Annotated in this window: 14 protein-coding genes; 3 read left to right on the forward strand and 11 right to left on the reverse strand. The window is 70.6% G+C overall.

The genetic code is table 11. The features are described 5' to 3' along the window. Window positions 1-8: 8 nt before the first annotated feature. On the reverse strand, window positions 9-1,424 hold the full coding sequence (locus tag EV684_RS04215; RefSeq protein WP_132644959.1) for an aminotransferase-like domain-containing protein: 1,416 nt from the start codon (window positions 1,422-1,424) through the stop codon (window positions 9-11). Between the two features lie 158 nt (window positions 1,425-1,582). Here EV684_RS04215 and ccoG point away from each other — a divergent pair, with 158 nt between their 5' ends. Beyond that, the gene (gene ccoG / locus EV684_RS04220; RefSeq protein ID WP_165908395.1) at window positions 1,583-2,989 is read left to right on the forward strand and encodes a cytochrome c oxidase accessory protein CcoG; all 1,407 of its coding nucleotides are present in this window, start codon (window positions 1,583-1,585) and stop codon (window positions 2,987-2,989) included. Window positions 2,990-3,079: 90 nt separating this feature from the next. On the opposite strand, the gene EV684_RS04225 is transcribed toward ccoG, so the two are convergent. The 6 genes from EV684_RS04225 to EV684_RS04250 form a co-directional block, all read right to left on the reverse strand. Continuing rightward, complete coding sequence (locus EV684_RS04225; RefSeq protein ID WP_132644960.1) at window positions 3,080-3,850, reverse strand: HNH endonuclease; 771 nt, start codon at window positions 3,848-3,850, stop codon at window positions 3,080-3,082. Window positions 3,851-3,900: 50 nt separating this feature from the next. Then, window positions 3,901-4,545, reverse strand: a complete 645-nt coding sequence (gene hxsA / locus EV684_RS04230; RefSeq protein ID WP_165908396.1) for a His-Xaa-Ser repeat protein HxsA — start codon at window positions 4,543-4,545, stop codon at window positions 3,901-3,903. Next, complete coding sequence (hxsC, locus tag EV684_RS04235) at window positions 4,542-5,498, reverse strand: His-Xaa-Ser system radical SAM maturase HxsC (protein WP_132644962.1); 957 nt, start codon at window positions 5,496-5,498, stop codon at window positions 4,542-4,544. Before hxsC ends, hxsA begins: the two co-directional genes overlap by 4 nt. Then, window positions 5,486-6,949 carry a His-Xaa-Ser system radical SAM maturase HxsB gene (hxsB, locus tag EV684_RS04240; RefSeq protein ID WP_132644963.1) on the reverse strand — a complete coding sequence of 488 codons (1,464 nt, stop codon included), beginning with the start codon at window positions 6,947-6,949 and terminating at the stop codon, window positions 5,486-5,488. Before hxsB ends, hxsC begins: the two co-directional genes overlap by 13 nt. A gap of 172 nt (window positions 6,950-7,121) precedes the next feature. After that, on the reverse strand, window positions 7,122-8,774 hold the full coding sequence (locus tag EV684_RS04245; protein WP_132644964.1) for an isovaleryl-CoA dehydrogenase: 1,653 nt from the start codon (window positions 8,772-8,774) through the stop codon (window positions 7,122-7,124). Next, a complete protein-coding gene (locus EV684_RS04250; RefSeq protein ID WP_132644965.1) occupies window positions 8,771-9,607 on the reverse strand; it encodes a PaaX family transcriptional regulator C-terminal domain-containing protein in 837 nt (278 codons plus the stop codon). Before EV684_RS04250 ends, EV684_RS04245 begins: the two co-directional genes overlap by 4 nt. A 112-nt stretch (window positions 9,608-9,719) precedes the next feature. On the opposite strand from EV684_RS04250, the gene EV684_RS04255 reads away from it, so the two are divergent. Both EV684_RS04255 and EV684_RS04260 read left to right on the forward strand, forming a co-directional pair. After that, window positions 9,720-10,490: a DeoR/GlpR family DNA-binding transcription regulator gene (locus EV684_RS04255; RefSeq protein ID WP_132644966.1), complete on the forward strand. Its 771-nt coding sequence runs from the start codon at window positions 9,720-9,722 to the stop codon at window positions 10,488-10,490. Window positions 10,491-10,510: 20 nt separating this feature from the next. After that, window positions 10,511-10,894: a VOC family protein gene (locus EV684_RS04260; protein ID WP_132644967.1), complete on the forward strand. Its 384-nt coding sequence runs from the start codon at window positions 10,511-10,513 to the stop codon at window positions 10,892-10,894. A 60-nt stretch (window positions 10,895-10,954) separates the two neighbouring features. Here the strand turns inward: EV684_RS04260 and EV684_RS04265 are convergent, their stop codons facing one another. The 4 genes from EV684_RS04265 to EV684_RS04280 all read right to left on the reverse strand — a co-directional run bounded on the left by EV684_RS04265 (window position 10,955) and on the right by EV684_RS04280 (window position 15,589). Beyond that, the gene (locus EV684_RS04265; RefSeq protein WP_132644968.1) at window positions 10,955-12,460 is read right to left on the reverse strand and encodes an alkaline phosphatase; all 1,506 of its coding nucleotides are present in this window, start codon (window positions 12,458-12,460) and stop codon (window positions 10,955-10,957) included. Between the two features lie 132 nt (window positions 12,461-12,592). Next, window positions 12,593-13,636, reverse strand: coding sequence for a transglycosylase SLT domain-containing protein (locus EV684_RS04270; protein ID WP_132644969.1), 1,044 nt, complete (start codon window positions 13,634-13,636; stop codon window positions 12,593-12,595). Window positions 13,637-13,724: 88 nt separating this feature from the next. Next, the gene (fahA, locus tag EV684_RS04275; protein ID WP_132644970.1) at window positions 13,725-15,047 is read right to left on the reverse strand and encodes a fumarylacetoacetase; all 1,323 of its coding nucleotides are present in this window, start codon (window positions 15,045-15,047) and stop codon (window positions 13,725-13,727) included. Then, window positions 15,044-15,589 (reverse strand): VOC family protein, encoded by a 546-nt coding sequence (locus EV684_RS04280; protein WP_132644971.1) that lies wholly within the window; start codon window positions 15,587-15,589, stop codon window positions 15,044-15,046. Before EV684_RS04280 ends, fahA begins: the two co-directional genes overlap by 4 nt. Window positions 15,590-15,595 lie beyond the last annotated feature (6 nt).

Raw genomic sequence — 15,595 nt, forward strand, 5'->3', positions numbered from 1 at the left:
GCAGGCGTTCAGCGCCGCTGCTCGGCCGCCAGCCGCCCGACGGTGCGCAGCGCCGGCTCGATGCGCGCATCGGCCGGGTGGCCGTAGTTCAGCCGCAGGCAGTGCGCGAAACGGCGGTCGGCCGAGAACAGCGGCCCCGGCGCCAGGCCGATGTCGTGCGCCGCCGCCTGGCGCTGCAGCAGCAGCGTGTCGACACCTTCGGGCAGCTCGACCCAGAGGAAGTAACCGCCTTCGGGCCGCGTGACGCGCGTGCCGGCCGGGAAGTGGCGCGCCAGCGCGGCCAGCATGCGCGCCTGGCTGTCGGCCAGGGCCTGGCGCAGCGGCCGCAGGTGGCGGTCGTAGCCGCCGTGCTGCAGGTAGGCGGCCAGCGCCTCCTGCGAAGGCATCGCGGTGGTCAGCGTCGTCATCAGCTTCAGGCGCTGCACCGCCTGGGCGTAGCGCCCGGCCGCCGTCCAGCCGACGCGGTAACCGGGCGCCAGACACTTGGAGAACGAGCTGCAGTGCATCACCAGCCCGTCGCGGTCGAAGGCCTTGGCCGGCGGCGGGCGGCGGGCGCCGAAGTGCAGCTCGCCATAGACGTCGTCCTCGACCAGCGGCACGCCGTGGCGCGCCAGCAGCTCGACCAGCGCACGTTTGTTCGCCTCGGGCATCAGGCTGCCCAGCGGGTTCTGGAAGCTGGGCATGAACCAGCAGGCCTTGACCGGATGGCGCTGCAGCACCTCGGCCAGCGAATCGATCTCGACGCCGTGGCGCGGGTGCGTCGCGACCTCGACGGCGCGCAGCTGCAGCCGTTCCAGCGCCTGCAGCGCGGCGTAGAAGCTCGGCGACTCGACGGCGACCAGGTCGCCGGGCCGCGTGACGGCCTGCAGGCACAGGTTCAGCGCCTCCATCGCGCCGTCGGTGACGACCAGCTCGCGCGCGTCGACCGCAGTGCCGGCGACGACGTAGCGCAGGCCGATCTGCCGGCGCAGCGCCTCGCTGCCGGTGGTCAGTTCCTCGACGATGCGGCCGGCGTCCAGGCGGCGCATCGCAGGCGTCAGCGTGCGCGCCAGCGCGTCCAGCGGGAACACCGCCGGGCTCGGGAAGGCCGAGCCCAGCGGCACGACGTCGGGCCGGCGCGTCGAGCCGAGCACGTCGAAGACCAGCTCGCTGATCTCGACCTCGGTCGTGCGCGGGCTCGGCGAGGCCGTCGCCGGCTCGGCGGCACGCGCGGCCACCGGCTCGGCGACGTAGTAGCCCGAACGCGGCCGGGCCTGGATCAGCCCGCGCGCTTCCAGCCGGTAATAGGCCTCGAAAACCGTCGCCGGGCTGATGCGCCGGCTGGCGCTGGCCTGGCGCACCGAGGGCAGGCGCTCGCCCGGCCGCAGCGTGCCGCTGCGGATCAGTTCGGCGATCTCCTCGGCATAACGTTCGTAGCGCTTCACTGATCCGGTCCGGGTTGGCGAGCCACTGTAGCGCCTTCGAACCCGGCTGGATGCGATGCCCTCGGCTCCGCCATCTGATCCGGTCTTTTGGCCATCTTCTGAGTCTTATCGGATCAGTTTCGACGCGGCACAGTGCGCTTGACTTCCCGCAAGACGCCATGAGCCCACCCGCCCGCGTGATCCCCTTGAAGCCCGTGGCCGCCGACGGCCACACGCCGCTGCTGACGCCGCGGTTGAAGATCCACCCGCGTTCGACCAGCGGCCGCTACACGCGCTGGCGCTGGGCGCTGGTCTGGCTGACGCAGGCGGTGTTCTACGGCCTGCCCTGGCTGCCGTGGAACGGCCGGCCGGCGCTGCTGTTCAGCCTGGAGACGCAGCGCTTCTACCTCTTCGACCTGGTGCTGGTGCCGCAGGACCTGGTGTTCCTCAGCGGGCTGCTGGTGTTCAGCGCGCTGCTGCTGTTCTTCGTCACCGCGCTGGCCGGGCGGCTGTGGTGCGGCTTCGCCTGCCCGCAGACGGTCTACACCGAGATGTTCATCTGGCTGGAGGCGCATTTCGAAGGCGAACGTGCGGCGCGCCAGCGCCTGGACGCGGCGCCCTGGGGGGCGGCCAAGCTCGCGCGCCGCGGCGGCAAGCACCTGGCCTGGACCGCGCTGTCGTTGTGGACCGGCATCAGCTTCGCCGCCTGGTTCACGCCGATGCGCGAGCTGCTGCCGGCGCTGGCCGCCGGCACTGCCGGCTGGTACGCCTTCTGGGCCCTGGTCTACGGCGGCTTTACCTATCTGAACGCCGGACTGCTGCGCGAGCAGGTCTGCCGCCACATTTGCCCGTACGCGCGTTTCCAGGGTTCGATGCTCGACCCGGACACCTACGTCGTCGGCTACGACCGCCAGCGCGGCGAACCGCGGGGCCACCGCGCGCGCGGCGAGAACGCCGCCGCGCGTGGCCAGGGCGCCTGCGTCGACTGCACGCTGTGCGTGCAGGTCTGCCCGGCCGGCATCGACATCCGCGCCGGGCTGCAGAGCGAGTGCATCAGCTGCGGCGTCTGCGTCGACGCCTGCGACACCGTGATGGACAAGCTGGGCGACGCACGCGGGCTGATCCGTTTCGACAGCCAGCGCCGCTTCGACGGCCAGCCGGCGCCGGCGCGGCGCTGGCGCGTGCCGGTCTACGGCGCGCTGCTGCTGGGCGTGGGCACCGCGCTGGCCGCCGGGCTGGTGACACGTTCGCCGGTGCGTGTGGACCTGATGCGCGACCGCGGCGTGCTCGCGCGCGAAGCCGAGCCGGGCTGGGTCGAGAACGTCTACCGCGTGCGCCTGACCAACGCCAGCGAACACGCCTGGCGCCTGCAGGCGCGGGTGCAGGGCCTGGAAGGCGCCGAGGTGCTGGGCGCCGGCACCATCGAGCTGGCGCCGGCCGGCGAACACACGCTGCCGCTGAGCGTGCGCGCGCCAGCGGTGGCGGGCGGCGAACGCGTGCGCACGATCCGGCTGGTCTTCGAGCCGGCAGGTGGCCGCGACGGCCCACGGGTCGAAGAGGCGAGCACCTTTTTGATGCCGCGCTGAATGCACGTCGTGTCGACCATATCGCAGAGTATGCGCGGGTCGATTACATAATCTGGATCGACAAAGTCACAGACCAGAACCCGCTGCCCCTTAAACCAAGGAGCCGCGCCGAACCATTTCAATCAGCTGATCCACAGAATAGGGTGGCGTCTTCGAGTGCGCCACGGAGTGGCAGTTTGGACATAGCGGTTTCAAGTCCTCAACCGGATTGATTGCCGTTTCACCAGGAAGTAACGACAGAGGGGTCTCATGATGCACATGAACCAGCTCCGTCGGCAGACCGAAATAGCGGCGCTTGATATTTACACCGCAAGCTCGGCAATCGAATCCGTAGTGATCCAGGCACGCCTGCCGAGCATGAGGATCTCGTTCTCGGCCAGAACTGATGACCTCGACGATCCTCCCCTCTAAATAGAGGCCTCTTGATCGCGTCACTACGGCATCATCAAAGCTCGCAATGCCGGCCGCATCGCAAATTAGCCGCCAAGCCAAAACCTCGGATCGAAGCAAAATATAGATATTATTCTTATTGGATCCCGTGCCACGATGAATCACAAAATCTGATGGCACAGCTCCAAATGTGTTCACCACCCAGGAATTCGGGTCAGAAGCAACTTGAGGCGGACACGCATCAGTCGCCCTACCGAAGCTGGCGAAATGCAATCCAAGCAAGGCTTTGCGACGCACAACGTCACCATTTATATATCCAACGTCCTTAGCTTTCCAACTAAGGCGAATTGTCTTTTGGGCCACGCCGGTGACAAAGACGTCAAAACCCCTATCAACGGACTTACGCAGGAACGAGCGATGAGGCTCCGAAAGAGGCGACCCACGAAAGTCAGAAAGAAATGATTCGATCATGCATCACCTACTAGCAGCGCACACAAAATTGAGATCAAGGGTATCCTGAGTTATTCGACCGCCGGAACTCCCAGCGCATTGAGCGTCGGCGTCGTCATCTGGCCGCTGCGCGGCAGGCCTTTCAGGTTCTGGAAGTACTGCAGTCCCAGCTTGGTTTCGGCGTTCAGTTCGCCGTCGACCACGCCACCGTACAGCCCGAGCTGGCGAAGCGCGATCTGCACGCGCATGACCTGCAGCCGGCGTTTCTCCGGATTCGACAGCGGCGCGACATCCGCCGCCGACGGGAGCGAAGTAGCCGGCGCCAGCGACGAGCCCGCCCCGGTGCTCTGGCGCTGGCGGGGCTGGGTCGGCTGCACCGAGTTGTCGTAGCGGGTGCCGCCGTCAGACGGTGTCGTCGGTGTAAGGCTGTCCCCCGACGACGAAGACGACGGCGGCGTGCTCGGCTCGCGATAACTGCCGCTGCTGCCGGAGTAGTGCGACGAGTGGCTGGCGTGGCTGGAATGCGATCTGTGGCTGGAGTGCGAACGATGTCCCGCGAACAGGTTCGCGCCTTCCAGGTTGAGCGGTCGCAACGGCACCGCGGAAGCGTCGTCGCTCGTCACCGGCGCGGCCGCGGCCAAGCTGTCCCCGGTCCGGCCCAGCAGCAGCGGCACGCCGGCGAGGAACAAGGCGATGTCCTTGACGAAACGGCTCATGTCACTCCTCCTTCGATCGGCCGGATGGCACCCGGCCTCCAGCCTGTTGAGTGCCAGGCGAACAGGCCGCAGCAGCGTTCGGAGACCGTACAGCGCTCGCATTCGGCGACGTACTGCTGCTTCCAGTCAGAAATGCTGCGGCTGGCCGAAGGCCACAGACGCTGGGGCAGCGTGCACAGCGGCGTGTTCATCAGCACGAACGGGATGCGGAAGCGTTCCAGTTCGCGCGTTGCGGCCAGCAGCGTTGAGTGTTCGGCGGCGAGATCCAGTTCGCAGAGAGCGCGGTTGGCCAGCGCGAAACCGATCGGCTCGCAGGCCATCAGCGCCACTTCGCGCACGAACGGCAGGTTGCGGCCGATGAAGCGGCAGAGTTCGACGAGCACGTCGAGCACCGGCCGGATCAACACGATGCGCAGTTGCACCGGCTGGCGATGCGCGCGCAACGCCAACAGGCCGGCGACCGTCTCGTCGAAGGCCCCGGGCGCCTGGACGACGAAGTCGTGCACGAAGTCGGCCGGGCCGTAGAGCGGCACCAGCCAGCTGACACGCGACGGCAGGCCATCGAGCAGCGCCGACGCGAACGCGGCGTCGCACAACGCGCGGCCGTTGCTCAGGACCTCGATCGAGGTCGACGGGAAACGTTCGCCGATCGCCTGCAGCAGCGCCCGCAGCGGCAGGCCCAGCAGCAACGGTTCGCCGCCGGTCAGCCCCAGGCTGGCAGGGGCCGAGCGGATCTGGCTCAGCACCTCGAAGGCCTGGTCGACCAGCCAACCGTCGTCCTGCGACGTCGGCGGCTGCGAACACATCAGGCAGTGGTTGTTGCAGCGGTTGGTCAGCAGCAACGCGTGATGACGGTCACTCTCGCGGTACAGCACCTCGACGCGGGAGGACCGCGCGTCACGGCGGACGACGTCGCCTTCGCACGGGGCCTCGCCGGCGTTCAGGCGCCGCATCGGCTCGCCTCCTCGTGCTGTGGATGCGCCCAGCGGTGGAACAGGTCGATCAAGTCGGGGTCGGCGGCGTCCAGCCGACGGAACATCGAGTCGAACAGCCGCTGGTGGCGCTGGCAGTGCTCCGTCGTCGCCGGAGCCACGTCGGGTCGGCCGTGCGCGGCCCAGGCTTCGACCGGATTGGGCGCGCAGAACAGCTGGTAGGCGCAGCGCTGGCAGTCGGGATGCTCGGCGGTCAGGCTGGCGGCGTGCAAGGCACGCTGGACGCCCGAAGACAGCAAGTCGCTCAAGCGTTCGCCGATGCGGCCCAAGCGCAGCGACGGGTCGCCGGTGGCCGCCAGCATGCGCGCTTCGTCGCTGGGGTAGACGTAGCCGTCGTGGTTGTAGACGAGCACGCTGGAGCCGGCGCCGCAGGGGCTCTGCAGGTCGACGAAGCCGCTGTCGAACGGCGACAGGATCTTGTTGAGCAGGATGCCGGCGTAGACCTCGCGCATCGGCACGCCGCGGCGGTTCCATTCAATGACGCGGTCCAGGCCGCGCTGGTAGAACGCCTCGAAACGTTCGAGCGAATAACCGAGGCGCGCCTGGTTGCGTTTAGCGAAGCCGTAGGAACTCAAGGGCCGCAGGAAAACGTCGTGCAGCCCGAGCTCGGCGTACTCATCGACGATCGCTTCGGGGTGCGACAGCGAGTGCGGCGTCGTCGTCATCAAGGCCGAGACGCAGTCGGGATGAATGCGCTCACGCGCCAGTCGAATGCCGGCCACGGTGCGTCGGTACGAATCGCGCCCCGGTGTCGGCCGGTTTCTGTCGTGCAGCCAGGACGGCCCGTCGATGCTCGTCGACAGGAAGACGCCGTAATCACACAGGAAGTCGCAGAGCCCGGCATCGAGCTGATGGAGCGTGCTGGCGACGACGAAACGCAGATGGCGCCCTTCGCCGCGGTTGCGATCGTGGATGCGACGCACCGCGCGTTCGACGAGGTCGGGCCGCAGCAAGGGGTCGCCGCCCTGGAACTCGATCGTCAACGTCGGGCTCGTGCTCTCGAACACCGTGTCGCAGGCCGCATCGAGATCGCGTTCTTCGATCGTGAAACCCGCCCCCTCGCGCGAGCGGCTCACCTGGCAGTAGCCGCAGCTGTGCCCGCACTGCAGCGTCGTCACCAGGATGTGCAGCGACGGGCCGGCCAGCACCGTCTCGCGTTTGGCCGCCTGCAGCGAACGCGCCAAGCGTCGCATGCCGGGCGAAGGCGCTTTGGCGAGCAGCAGGAAACGCGACTTCAGCGAGGCCTGCAGCGGCAACGGCAGCGACGACGCATCACCTTCTGCGGCCTGCCACTGCGCGGAACTCAGCAGTTGGTGGTCGCCGGTACGCGAGACGGCGACGAAACGATCGTCACCCAGTTCCCGCACCGCGACCGGTGCAAACACCGAGGCATAGTAGGACTCGGCGTTCACGACGCCGAGCCGGCAATGCCGGGATGCCACGGTGATGGTGTCCAGGGCCGATCACCGGCGAATGCAGCAGCCGCGATATAGACCCTTCCGTTCATGGCGACATGATGTCACCAACGGTAAACGGACCGCGCCTCCGAGCCCCGACCTGGGGGGCAGCATCGATCGTCAGCGGCTACAACACCGGCATCGCCCGCGCGACGATCGCCGCCGCATCGGCCCCACGCGGCAGCGTGCCGTACTGGCGCGCACCGCCGCCGTCCAAGCGTGACGCGCAGAAGGCGTCGGCCACCGCCGCCGGGGCGTGGCGCAGCAGCAGCGAGGCCTGCAGCGCCAGCGCCATGCGGTCGACGAGGCCGCGGGCGCGGAACTCCAGGTCGGAGAGGTCGGTGAACTCGTCCTGCAGCGCCGCCACCCAGCGGTCGAGCCGGCGGTCGGCGCCACGCGAGCGCGCCAGCTCGGCGAAGAAGGCGTGCAGCGCCGCCGGCGCCTTCTGGGCGGCGCGCAGCATGTCCAGGCACTGCACGTTGCCGCTGCCTTCCCAGATCGCGTTGACCGGCGCCTCGCGGTACAGCCGCGGGAAGGGGCTGTCTTCCATCACGCCGCTGCCGCCGATGCATTCCATCGCCTCGGCCGCGTGGGCCGCCGTGCGCTTGCAGACCCAGTACTTGCCGATCGCCGTGCCCAGGCGCAGCAGCGCCTGCTCGTGGGCGTCGCCGGGGGCGTCCATCGCACGCGCCAGGCGCATCGTCAGCGCCAGCGAGGCTTCGCTCTCCAGCGCCAGGTCGGCAAGCACGTTCTTCATCAGCGGCTGCTCGGCCAGGCGACGGCCGAAAGCCGAGCGCAGCGTCGTGTGATGCAGCGCCAGCACCGTGGCAGCGCGCTGGCCGGCGCTGGAGCCGACCATGCAGTCGAAACGCGTGCAGGCGACCATCTCGATGATCGTGCGCACGCCGCGGCCTTCGTCGCCGACGCGCCAGGCGAGCGCGCCGCGCAGCTCGGTCTCGCTGCTGGCGTTGGCGACATTGCCCATCTTGCGTTTCAGCCGCACCAGCTGCAGCGGGTTCTTCGTGCCGTCGGGCCGCCAGCGCGGCAGCAGGAAACAGCTCAGCCCGCCCGGTGCCTGGGCCAGCACGAGGAAGGCGTCGCACATCGGCGCCGAGACGAAGTACTTGTGGCCGACGAGTTCGTAGACGCCGCCGGCGCCGGCCGGCCGTGCCTGGGTGGTGTTCGCGCGCACGTCCGAGCCGCCCTGCTTCTCGGTCATCGCCATGCCGATGGTGACGCCGGCCTTCTGGGCGTCGGGCACGTTGCGCGGGTCGTAGACGCGTGCGGTGATGCGCGGCAGCCAGGCCTCGGCCAGCGCCGGCGTCGTGCGCAGCGTCGGCACCGAGGCGAAAGTCATCGTCACCGGGCAGCCGTGGCCGGCCTCGACCTGGCTCTGTAGATAGAACTGGGCCGCGCGGGCGACGTTGGCGCCCGCGCGCGGCGCGGTGTGCGGCGCCGAATGCAGCCCGTGTTCGATCGCCGTGCGCATCAGCTCGTGGTACGCGGGGTGGAAACGCACGAGGTCGACACGGCGGCCGAAACGGTCGTGGGTGTCGAGCTCGGGCGGGTGGCGGTTGGCCTCGGCGCCCAGTTCGCGGTAGGCGGCGGCGCCGGTCAGGCGGCCGAAGTCACTCAGCTCGTCGTCGGCCCAGGCCGCGCCTTCGCGCACGACGGCTTCGACCAGCGCCGCGTCGCTGCGGTAGGCGTCGTGGTCGGGCAGCTCGGCGCCGACGTTGAAGACCTCGTGGGTCTCGGCCAGTGCGCTGTGGTTCGTGTTCATCGGCGGATCTCCTCGGGTTCGGCAGCGCGGGCGGCGCGTGATCGGGCCAGGAAGCCCTGCCAGAGGGCCTGGCCGGCGGCATCGAAACGTTCGACGGTGCGCACGTAGCGCGCCCGGGCCTCGGCGTCGACCAGCGGCGCCGGCAGCAGCGGGTCGAAGACCAGGCGGCGGATCGCCTCGCCGCCGAGTTCGAAGGATTCACGCGCCGCCTGCTCGAGCGCCAGGCCGGGCGCGGCGTCCAGCCAGGCGGCGAGCCGCGCCGTGCCGTCGCGGTAGCCGGCGTCCAGCGCCGCGGTGTCCCAGAGCGAGCAGGCGCGCGCGCTGTCGGCGGCCGACAGCCCGCCGATCACGAACACCGTGCCGGCGGCGGCGCCGTCGGGCAGCAGCGCCGCCAGGCGCTCGCGCAGGGTCTCGACGCCGCCAACCAGGTTGGCGGGCCGCAGGTGCAGGCCGCGTTCGAACTCGGCCAGGCCGAGCAGGCCGAAAGCGCGCTCCCGCGCGCGCAGCGCCGGCCGGTCGCTGCGGCCGGCGGCGCCGACGTGCACCGCGAGCCACTCGCCCTGCCAGTCGACGAGGCGTTCGGGCAGCCGTTGCCAGGCCAGCACCGCGTCGGCCAGCGGCCGGGCCACCGGCCCCAGCGCGTAGTGCCCGCGTGCCGGCGACACCAGCAGGCCGGCCGCGGCAGCGCGTGTCAGCGCGACCCGCACGGCGTTCTCCGGCAGGCCGAACAGCGCGGCGGCGGCCAGCAGTTCAGGCACCGCCAGCGCGTTGTCGCCGCCGCGTTCGGCGCCGAGCAGCAGGCTGAGGATCAGCGATCGGGGATCGGCGGGCATGGCACGACATTACGCGTGACGACAGATATCGCCTATCGACGTAATCCCGGCCATCAGTACATCACGCTCATGCACGTTTGTATTCTTGTTTGTGCACGATTATGCTCAACACATGAAAGCCAACGACGTCCCCCTTGCCCGCCGCGACCTCATCGCCGCCCGCCTGGCCGCCGGCCAGGGTGTCGCCGCCGCGGCGCTGGCCGCCGAATTCTCCGTCTCCGAAGACGCCATCCGCCGCGACCTGCGGGCGCTGGCGGCCGAGGGCCGCTGCCGACGCGTCTACGGCGGCGCCTTGCCGCCCGCCCCGGGCGGCCTGCCGATGGCCGCCCGCAGCAGCGTCGACATCGTGCGCAAACGTGCACTGGCACGCGCGGCGGCCGCCACCGTGCGCCGCGGCGAGCTGCTGTTCCTCGACAACGGCAGCACCAACCTCGCGCTCGCCGAACTGCTGCCCGAGGACCACGAACTCACCGTGGCGACGAACTCGGTCGACATCGCCGCGGCGCTGCTGCGCCGCGCGGACCTGCGTCTGCTGCTGATCGGCGGCGTCGTCGATCCGACGGTCGGGGGTTGCGTCGACGCCACCGCGCTGCTGGCGCTGCAGCGCCTGGACATCGCCCGCGCCTTCGTCGGCGCCTGCGCGATCTCGGCCGAGACCGGCGCCTGCGCGCACGACGCGGCCGACGCCGAGTTCAAACGCGCCCTGCTCGCCGCCAGCCGCGAACGCCTGGTGCTGGTGACGAACGACAAGCTCGGCAGCCGCGCCCCGCACCGTTTCGGCACGCTGCAGGCGCTGGGCACGGTGGTCGTCGAGCACGACGCCGACACCACCGCGCTGGCCGCCGCCGGCGCCACGGTCCAGCGCGCCGACGCACCCGTGTGAGCTCTCACCGGAGACTCCCGATGCCCCTCGCCCACGTCGCCCTCTGGACCCGCGACCTCGACGCTTCGGCCGCCTTCTGGCAACGCCTGTTCGGCGCTTCGATCGCCCCGCCCTACCGCAGCGAACGCCGGCCGGGTTTCGTCTCGGTCTTCGCGACGCTGCCCGGCGATGCGCTGCGGCTGGAGCTGATGAGCGCGCCCTGGCTGGCCGACGCGCCCGCCGGCGACGCCGTCGGCTGGGACCACGTCGCGATCTCGCTCGGCGACGCGGCGGCCGTCGATGCGCTGGCGACGCTGTGTGCGTCCGAAGGCTGCCTGCTCTCGGCGCCGCGCAGGACCGGCGACGGCTTCTACGAAGCGGTGATCGAGACGCCGGACGGCACACGCGTCGAAGTCACGGCCTGAAACGACGAGCCCCGCACGCGGCGGGGCTCCTGCGGCGCAACAGCCGCGCTCAGCCGGGCATCACTCGGCCAGCTTCAGCGCCGGCTCCACCGGCACGCCGGCAGCTTCCATCATCACGTGAAAGAGCTGGGTGTTGTCGACGATGCGCGTGCCCGGGTACCAGCGGCCCTCGGCCTTGCGCAGCAGCTCGGTGCCGCGGCCGCGGGCGTAGATGCGGGTCAGCTCGTTGGTGTGCCCCGTGGAGCCGAAGCTCACCTCCCCGCCGGGATAGCAGGCGCTGCCGGTGCAGTTGGCGGTCTGGGTCGGCAGGTCGCCGGCGCGCATGCGCTTTTGCAGCCGCATGTAGTTGTTGCTGTGGTCGGATGTGACGATCAGCAGCGTGTTGTCCCAGGTGATGCGGTCGCCCGGACGGTCGATGAAGTCGACGACGGCCTTCACGCCTTCGTGCAGGTCGGTGATCGTGCCGACCATGCGCTTGTAGTCGTTGGCATGGTTGGCCCAGTCGATGTCGCCCTGCTCGGCCATCAGGAAGAAGCCGTCCTGGTCCTGCGCCAGCACCTGCAGCGCGGCGACGGTGGCTTCGGCGTAGGTCGGGTTCTCGGTCGTCGCGCGCTTGACCAGCGGCGTGTCCGGCAGGTCCTGCGGCTCCAGCGACTCGAAATTGCCGTCCTTCTCCTTGCCGTACAGGCCGAAGAGCTTCTTGCCCTCGGCCACGGCCTGCTGAGCGGCGGCCAGCAGCGACTGGCTGCCGTCGACACCGGCGGCACGTTCGACGAAGACGTAGTCGCCGGCATGAGCGCCGTTCTTCAGGTCGAGGTAGTCGCTCTCGGCGATGTAGTTGTAGGTCGGGCTGCCGTCGGTGCCGGGATGGCCGCCGCCGATGACGACCTCGGGCTTGCTGACCCGCAGGATCTCGGTGCCGATGGCGCCGTAGTTGTTGCGGCTCTTGTTGTGCGACACGAAGCCGGCCGGCGTCGCATGCGTGAACGGCACCGTGCTGACGACGCCGATCGCGTAGCCCTTGGCTTCGCGCAGGTGCTCGGTGATCGACTTCAGCGAGCCGTCGCCGCTGCGGTTGCCGCCGGCGTCCGGGTCGCCCGGCAGCCAGGCCAGGTTGCCGTCGTCGGTCTTGTAGCCGGTGGACCAGGCGGTCGAGGCCGACGCCGAGTCGGTGGCGGCGAGCAGGTGGTAGTCCATGGCGCCGTCGAGTTCGGGGCCGAGCGGATAAGGCTTGGCACCGCCCTGCGCCGGGTCGTAGCCGATCAGCGCGTCGATGGCCTGCGGGTCGTAGCTGCCGCCGCGCTTCTTGTAGGCGCTGACGTCCCAGTGCGCCTGGAAGCCCCGGTAGGGCAGCTTGTGGAAGGACAGGTCGAGTGCACGCCCGCTCAGGTAGCGGCTGGCGGCGATCTCGTGCTCGATGTTCATGCCGTCGCCGACGAGCACGATGATGTGCTTGGCCACGGGGGTGCGCGACACGAAACGCTGCGTCGAATCCGCCTGGACGGCGCCGGCGCAGAACATGGCCGCGACGGCCGCAGCGATGGGAAGGAAGCGTCGAGTGTTCATCGGTAGGAGGCTGGAGTGGGCCGGTCGGCCCTCCCGACCGGCTGCAGCCAGCCTAGGCAGGCGCCGCGACCCACTCTTGACACCGCAAGCCCCCACGACCCGCGGGCGCGGGATTGCGGCCCGCGTCCGGACTCAGCGCACGCGGCTCGGCGACGCCGCGGCGGCCGACAGCGTCGCCAGCATCGGCGACGGCGCCGTGACGCCGGCGTCGTACGGGTGCCAGCGCTGCCCGCCCAGCGAAGCCAGGATGCGGCGCACGTAGGCGCGTGTCTCGGCGTACGGCGGCACGCCGCGGTAGCGGTCGACCGCGCCTTCGCCGGCGTTGTAGGCGGCCAGCGCAAACAGCAGGTCGCCCTGGTAATAGGCCAGCAGCCAGCGCAGATAGGCCATGCCGCCGCGGATGTTTTGCACCGGGTCGGACAGCTTGCGCACCTTGAAACGCGCCGCGGTGTCGGGCATCAGCTGCATCAGGCCCTGGGCGTTCTTCGGCGACAGCGCGCCGGGGTCGAAACCGCTCTCGGTGGCCATCACCGCCAGCACGAGCTGCGGCGCGAGCTTGTATTCGGGCGCCACCAGGTCGACGAAACGCACGATGGGCTGAGGCGCATTCGGCGGCGGCGGCAAGGCGGCAAACGCCGAGGCCGGCGTGCGCAGGCCGGGCCGGGCGCGCGGCGCGGGCGCCGGTCTGGCCGCGGCGGTCACCGGGTCCTGCTCGGGCGGGCGCAGGCACGGCGGCGGCGGGCCCAGCGGCGTGCCCAGGCTGGCGGCCATGTTGACCGCCTGCGGCAGGCCTTGTTCGGCGGCGGCAGCGAACAGATGCGCGGCCTGGGCTTCGTCGCGTTCGATGCCGCGCGCATTGGTCAGCATCCAGGCCAGGTTGAACTGCGATTCGGCGTCGCCGTAGCGTGCAGCTCGGCAGTACAGCTGGGCGGCCTGCAGCGCGTCACGCGGCACGCCGTCGCCGTACTCGTAGGCCTGGGCTTCGGCGCGCCAGCGCTCCACCTGCGCCGGCACGACGGGGCCACGCTCGGGCGGCGGCGTCTCCGGGCGTGGCAGCGTGGACAGGTCGGGCACCACCTGCGCGTGCGCGGCGGCCAGCCAGACCAGGCTGGCGGCGAGGACGGCGGCGCCGCGGCGGGCGGCGCGCGCTCCGGGGAGGTGGCGGCGCGGCTTCATCGGCGCACCGAGTCTAGGCCTCGCCCGTCTGCGGCACCCTCCCCGAGCTCGGCGGGTCGGCCGGCCCGCGGCGTGAACGAAGTCGCGCTCAGCGCGCCGCCGGCAGCACCGTGCCGCGGCATTCGCCCAGGCCGATGCGGCGCCGGCCGGGCGCTTCGCACCAGCCGCGCAGCACGACGCTGTCGCCGTCTTCGAGGAAAGCACGCTGCTCGCCGCCGGGCAGTGTCAGCGGGCGTTTGCCGCCGACCGTCAGCTCGATCAGCGCGCCGGCCTCGGCCGGCGTCGGCCCCGACAAGGTGCCGGTGCCCAGCAGGTCGCCGGGGCGCAGGTTGCAGCCGTTGACGCTGTGGTGGGCGACGAGCTGGGCCATCGTCCAGTAGGCATGGCGCCAGCTGGTGCGGCTGATCGTCGCGCCGGCCTCGCCGCGCGCGCGCATCGCCGCGGTCTGCAGCTCGACCGAGAGCTGCAGGTCGACGGCGCCGACTTCGGCTGCCGCCGGCGAATCGAGGTAAGGCAGCGGCCGCGGGTCGCCGGCCGGCCGGCGCGCGGCGCCGACACGGAACGGCGCCAGCGCCTCCAGCGTCACGACCCAGGGCGAGATCGTCGTCGCGAAGTTCTTCGCCAGGAAAGGCCCCAGCGGCTGGTACTCCCAGGCCTGCAGGTCACGCGCCGACCAGTCGTCGAGCAGGCAGACACCGAAGATCCGGTCTTCGGCGGCGCCGATGGGCACCGGCTCGCCGAGTGCATTGCCCGGGCCGACGAAGAGGCCGAGCTCGAGCTCGAAGTCCATCCGGCGCGTCGGCGCCAGCTCGGGGTACTCGGCGTCGGGGCGCATCAGCTGGCCGCAGGGACGGCGGATGCCGGTGCCGGAAACGACGATGCTCGAGGCGCGGCCGTGGTAGCCGATCGGTACCCACTTGTAGTTGGGCAGCAGCGGGTGGTCGGGGCGGAAGAGCTTGCCGACGTTGGTCGCGTGGTGGATCGAGGTGTAGAAGTCGGTGTAGTCGCCGATGCTGGCCGGCAGCGTGAACTCGGCCGCCGCCTGCGGCACCAGCGCGGCCTCGATGCGCGGGCGTTCGACGGCACCGGCGCGCAACAGGCGCGACAGCGATTGGCGCAGCGCCTGCCAGTGGCCGCGGCCGGCGGCCATCAGCGGGTTCAGCGTCTCGCCGGCGGCCAGCGCCAGCGCCTCGGCGGCGCGCCCGTCGGCGACACCGGCGGCCTGCAGCGCGGCCAGGTCCAGCACCTGCTCGCCGATGGCGACGCCGCCGCGCCAGGCCTGGCGGCTGCCGGCACGGCGGAAGACGGCGAACGGCAGGTTCTGCAGCGGGAAGTCGGTGCCGTCGGCGTTGGCCGACTCGACCCAGCTCGTGAGCGCCGGGTCGTGGGTCTCGTCGACGCCCGGCCTCATGCGTCCTCCTTCGCGAGGCTGCCGTCGTGCATCCAGGCGGCGTGTTTGGGCGCCTTCTTCGTGCGGCTCCATTCGTCGAGCATCTCGCGCTTGACGGCGTCCAGCCGCGACAGCATCCCGGGCGTCGCGCAGTCGGCGGCCAGTTCCAGGCGGTGGCCGTTGGGGTCGAAGAAATAGATGCTGCGGAAGATCGTGTGGTCGGTCGGGCCGACGACCTCGATGCCGGCGGCTTCGAGCCGGGCCTTGGTCGCCAGCAGCGTGTCGAGCGAGTCGACCTGCAGCGCCAGGTGCTGCACCCAGGCCGGCGTGTTGCGGTCGCGGTCCATCGCCGGCTGCGTGGGCAGCTCGAAGAAGGCGAGCACGTTGCCACCGCCGGCGTCGAGGAAGACGTGCATGTAGGGGTCGGGCGCCTTGGTCGACGGCACCTCGTCCTCGGCGATCGCGAGCATGAAGCGCATGCCGAGATGGCGTTCGTACCACTCGACGGTTTCGCGCGCGTCGCGGCAGCGGTAGGCGACGTGGTGGATCTTGCGGACCAGCATGGGAGG

This window comes from Rubrivivax gelatinosus (assembly GCF_004340905.1).
Taxonomy (GTDB): domain Bacteria; phylum Pseudomonadota; class Gammaproteobacteria; order Burkholderiales; family Burkholderiaceae_C; genus Rubrivivax; species Rubrivivax gelatinosus.

Bases quoted from the DNA above. Each gene is read 5' to 3' on its own strand.
- EV684_RS04245 (WP_132644964.1), bottom strand. From the start codon at position 8,774: ATGAACACGAACCACAGCGCACTGGCCGAGACCCACGAGGTCTTCAAC.
- EV684_RS04265 (WP_132644968.1), bottom strand. From the start codon at position 12,460: ATGAACACTCGACGCTTCCTTCCCATCGCTGCGGCCGTCGCGGCCATG.
- EV684_RS04280 (WP_132644971.1), bottom strand. From the start codon at position 15,589: ATGCTGGTCCGCAAGATCCACCACGTCGCCTACCGCTGCCGCGACGCG.
- EV684_RS04270 (WP_132644969.1), bottom strand. From the start codon at position 13,636: ATGAAGCCGCGCCGCCACCTCCCCGGAGCGCGCGCCGCCCGCCGCGGC.
- hxsA (WP_165908396.1), bottom strand. From the start codon at position 4,545: ATGAGCCGTTTCGTCAAGGACATCGCCTTGTTCCTCGCCGGCGTGCCG.
- fahA (WP_132644970.1), bottom strand. From the start codon at position 15,047: ATGAGGCCGGGCGTCGACGAGACCCACGACCCGGCGCTCACGAGCTGG.
- EV684_RS04260 (WP_132644967.1), top strand. From the start codon at position 10,511: ATGCCCCTCGCCCACGTCGCCCTCTGGACCCGCGACCTCGACGCTTCG.
- EV684_RS04225 (WP_132644960.1), bottom strand. From the start codon at position 3,850: ATGATCGAATCATTTCTTTCTGACTTTCGTGGGTCGCCTCTTTCGGAG.
- ccoG (WP_165908395.1), top strand. From the start codon at position 1,583: ATGAGCCCACCCGCCCGCGTGATCCCCTTGAAGCCCGTGGCCGCCGAC.
- EV684_RS04250 (WP_132644965.1), bottom strand. From the start codon at position 9,607: ATGCCCGCCGATCCCCGATCGCTGATCCTCAGCCTGCTGCTCGGCGCC.
- hxsC (WP_132644962.1), bottom strand. From the start codon at position 5,498: ATGCGGCGCCTGAACGCCGGCGAGGCCCCGTGCGAAGGCGACGTCGTC.
- EV684_RS04255 (WP_132644966.1), top strand. From the start codon at position 9,720: ATGAAAGCCAACGACGTCCCCCTTGCCCGCCGCGACCTCATCGCCGCC.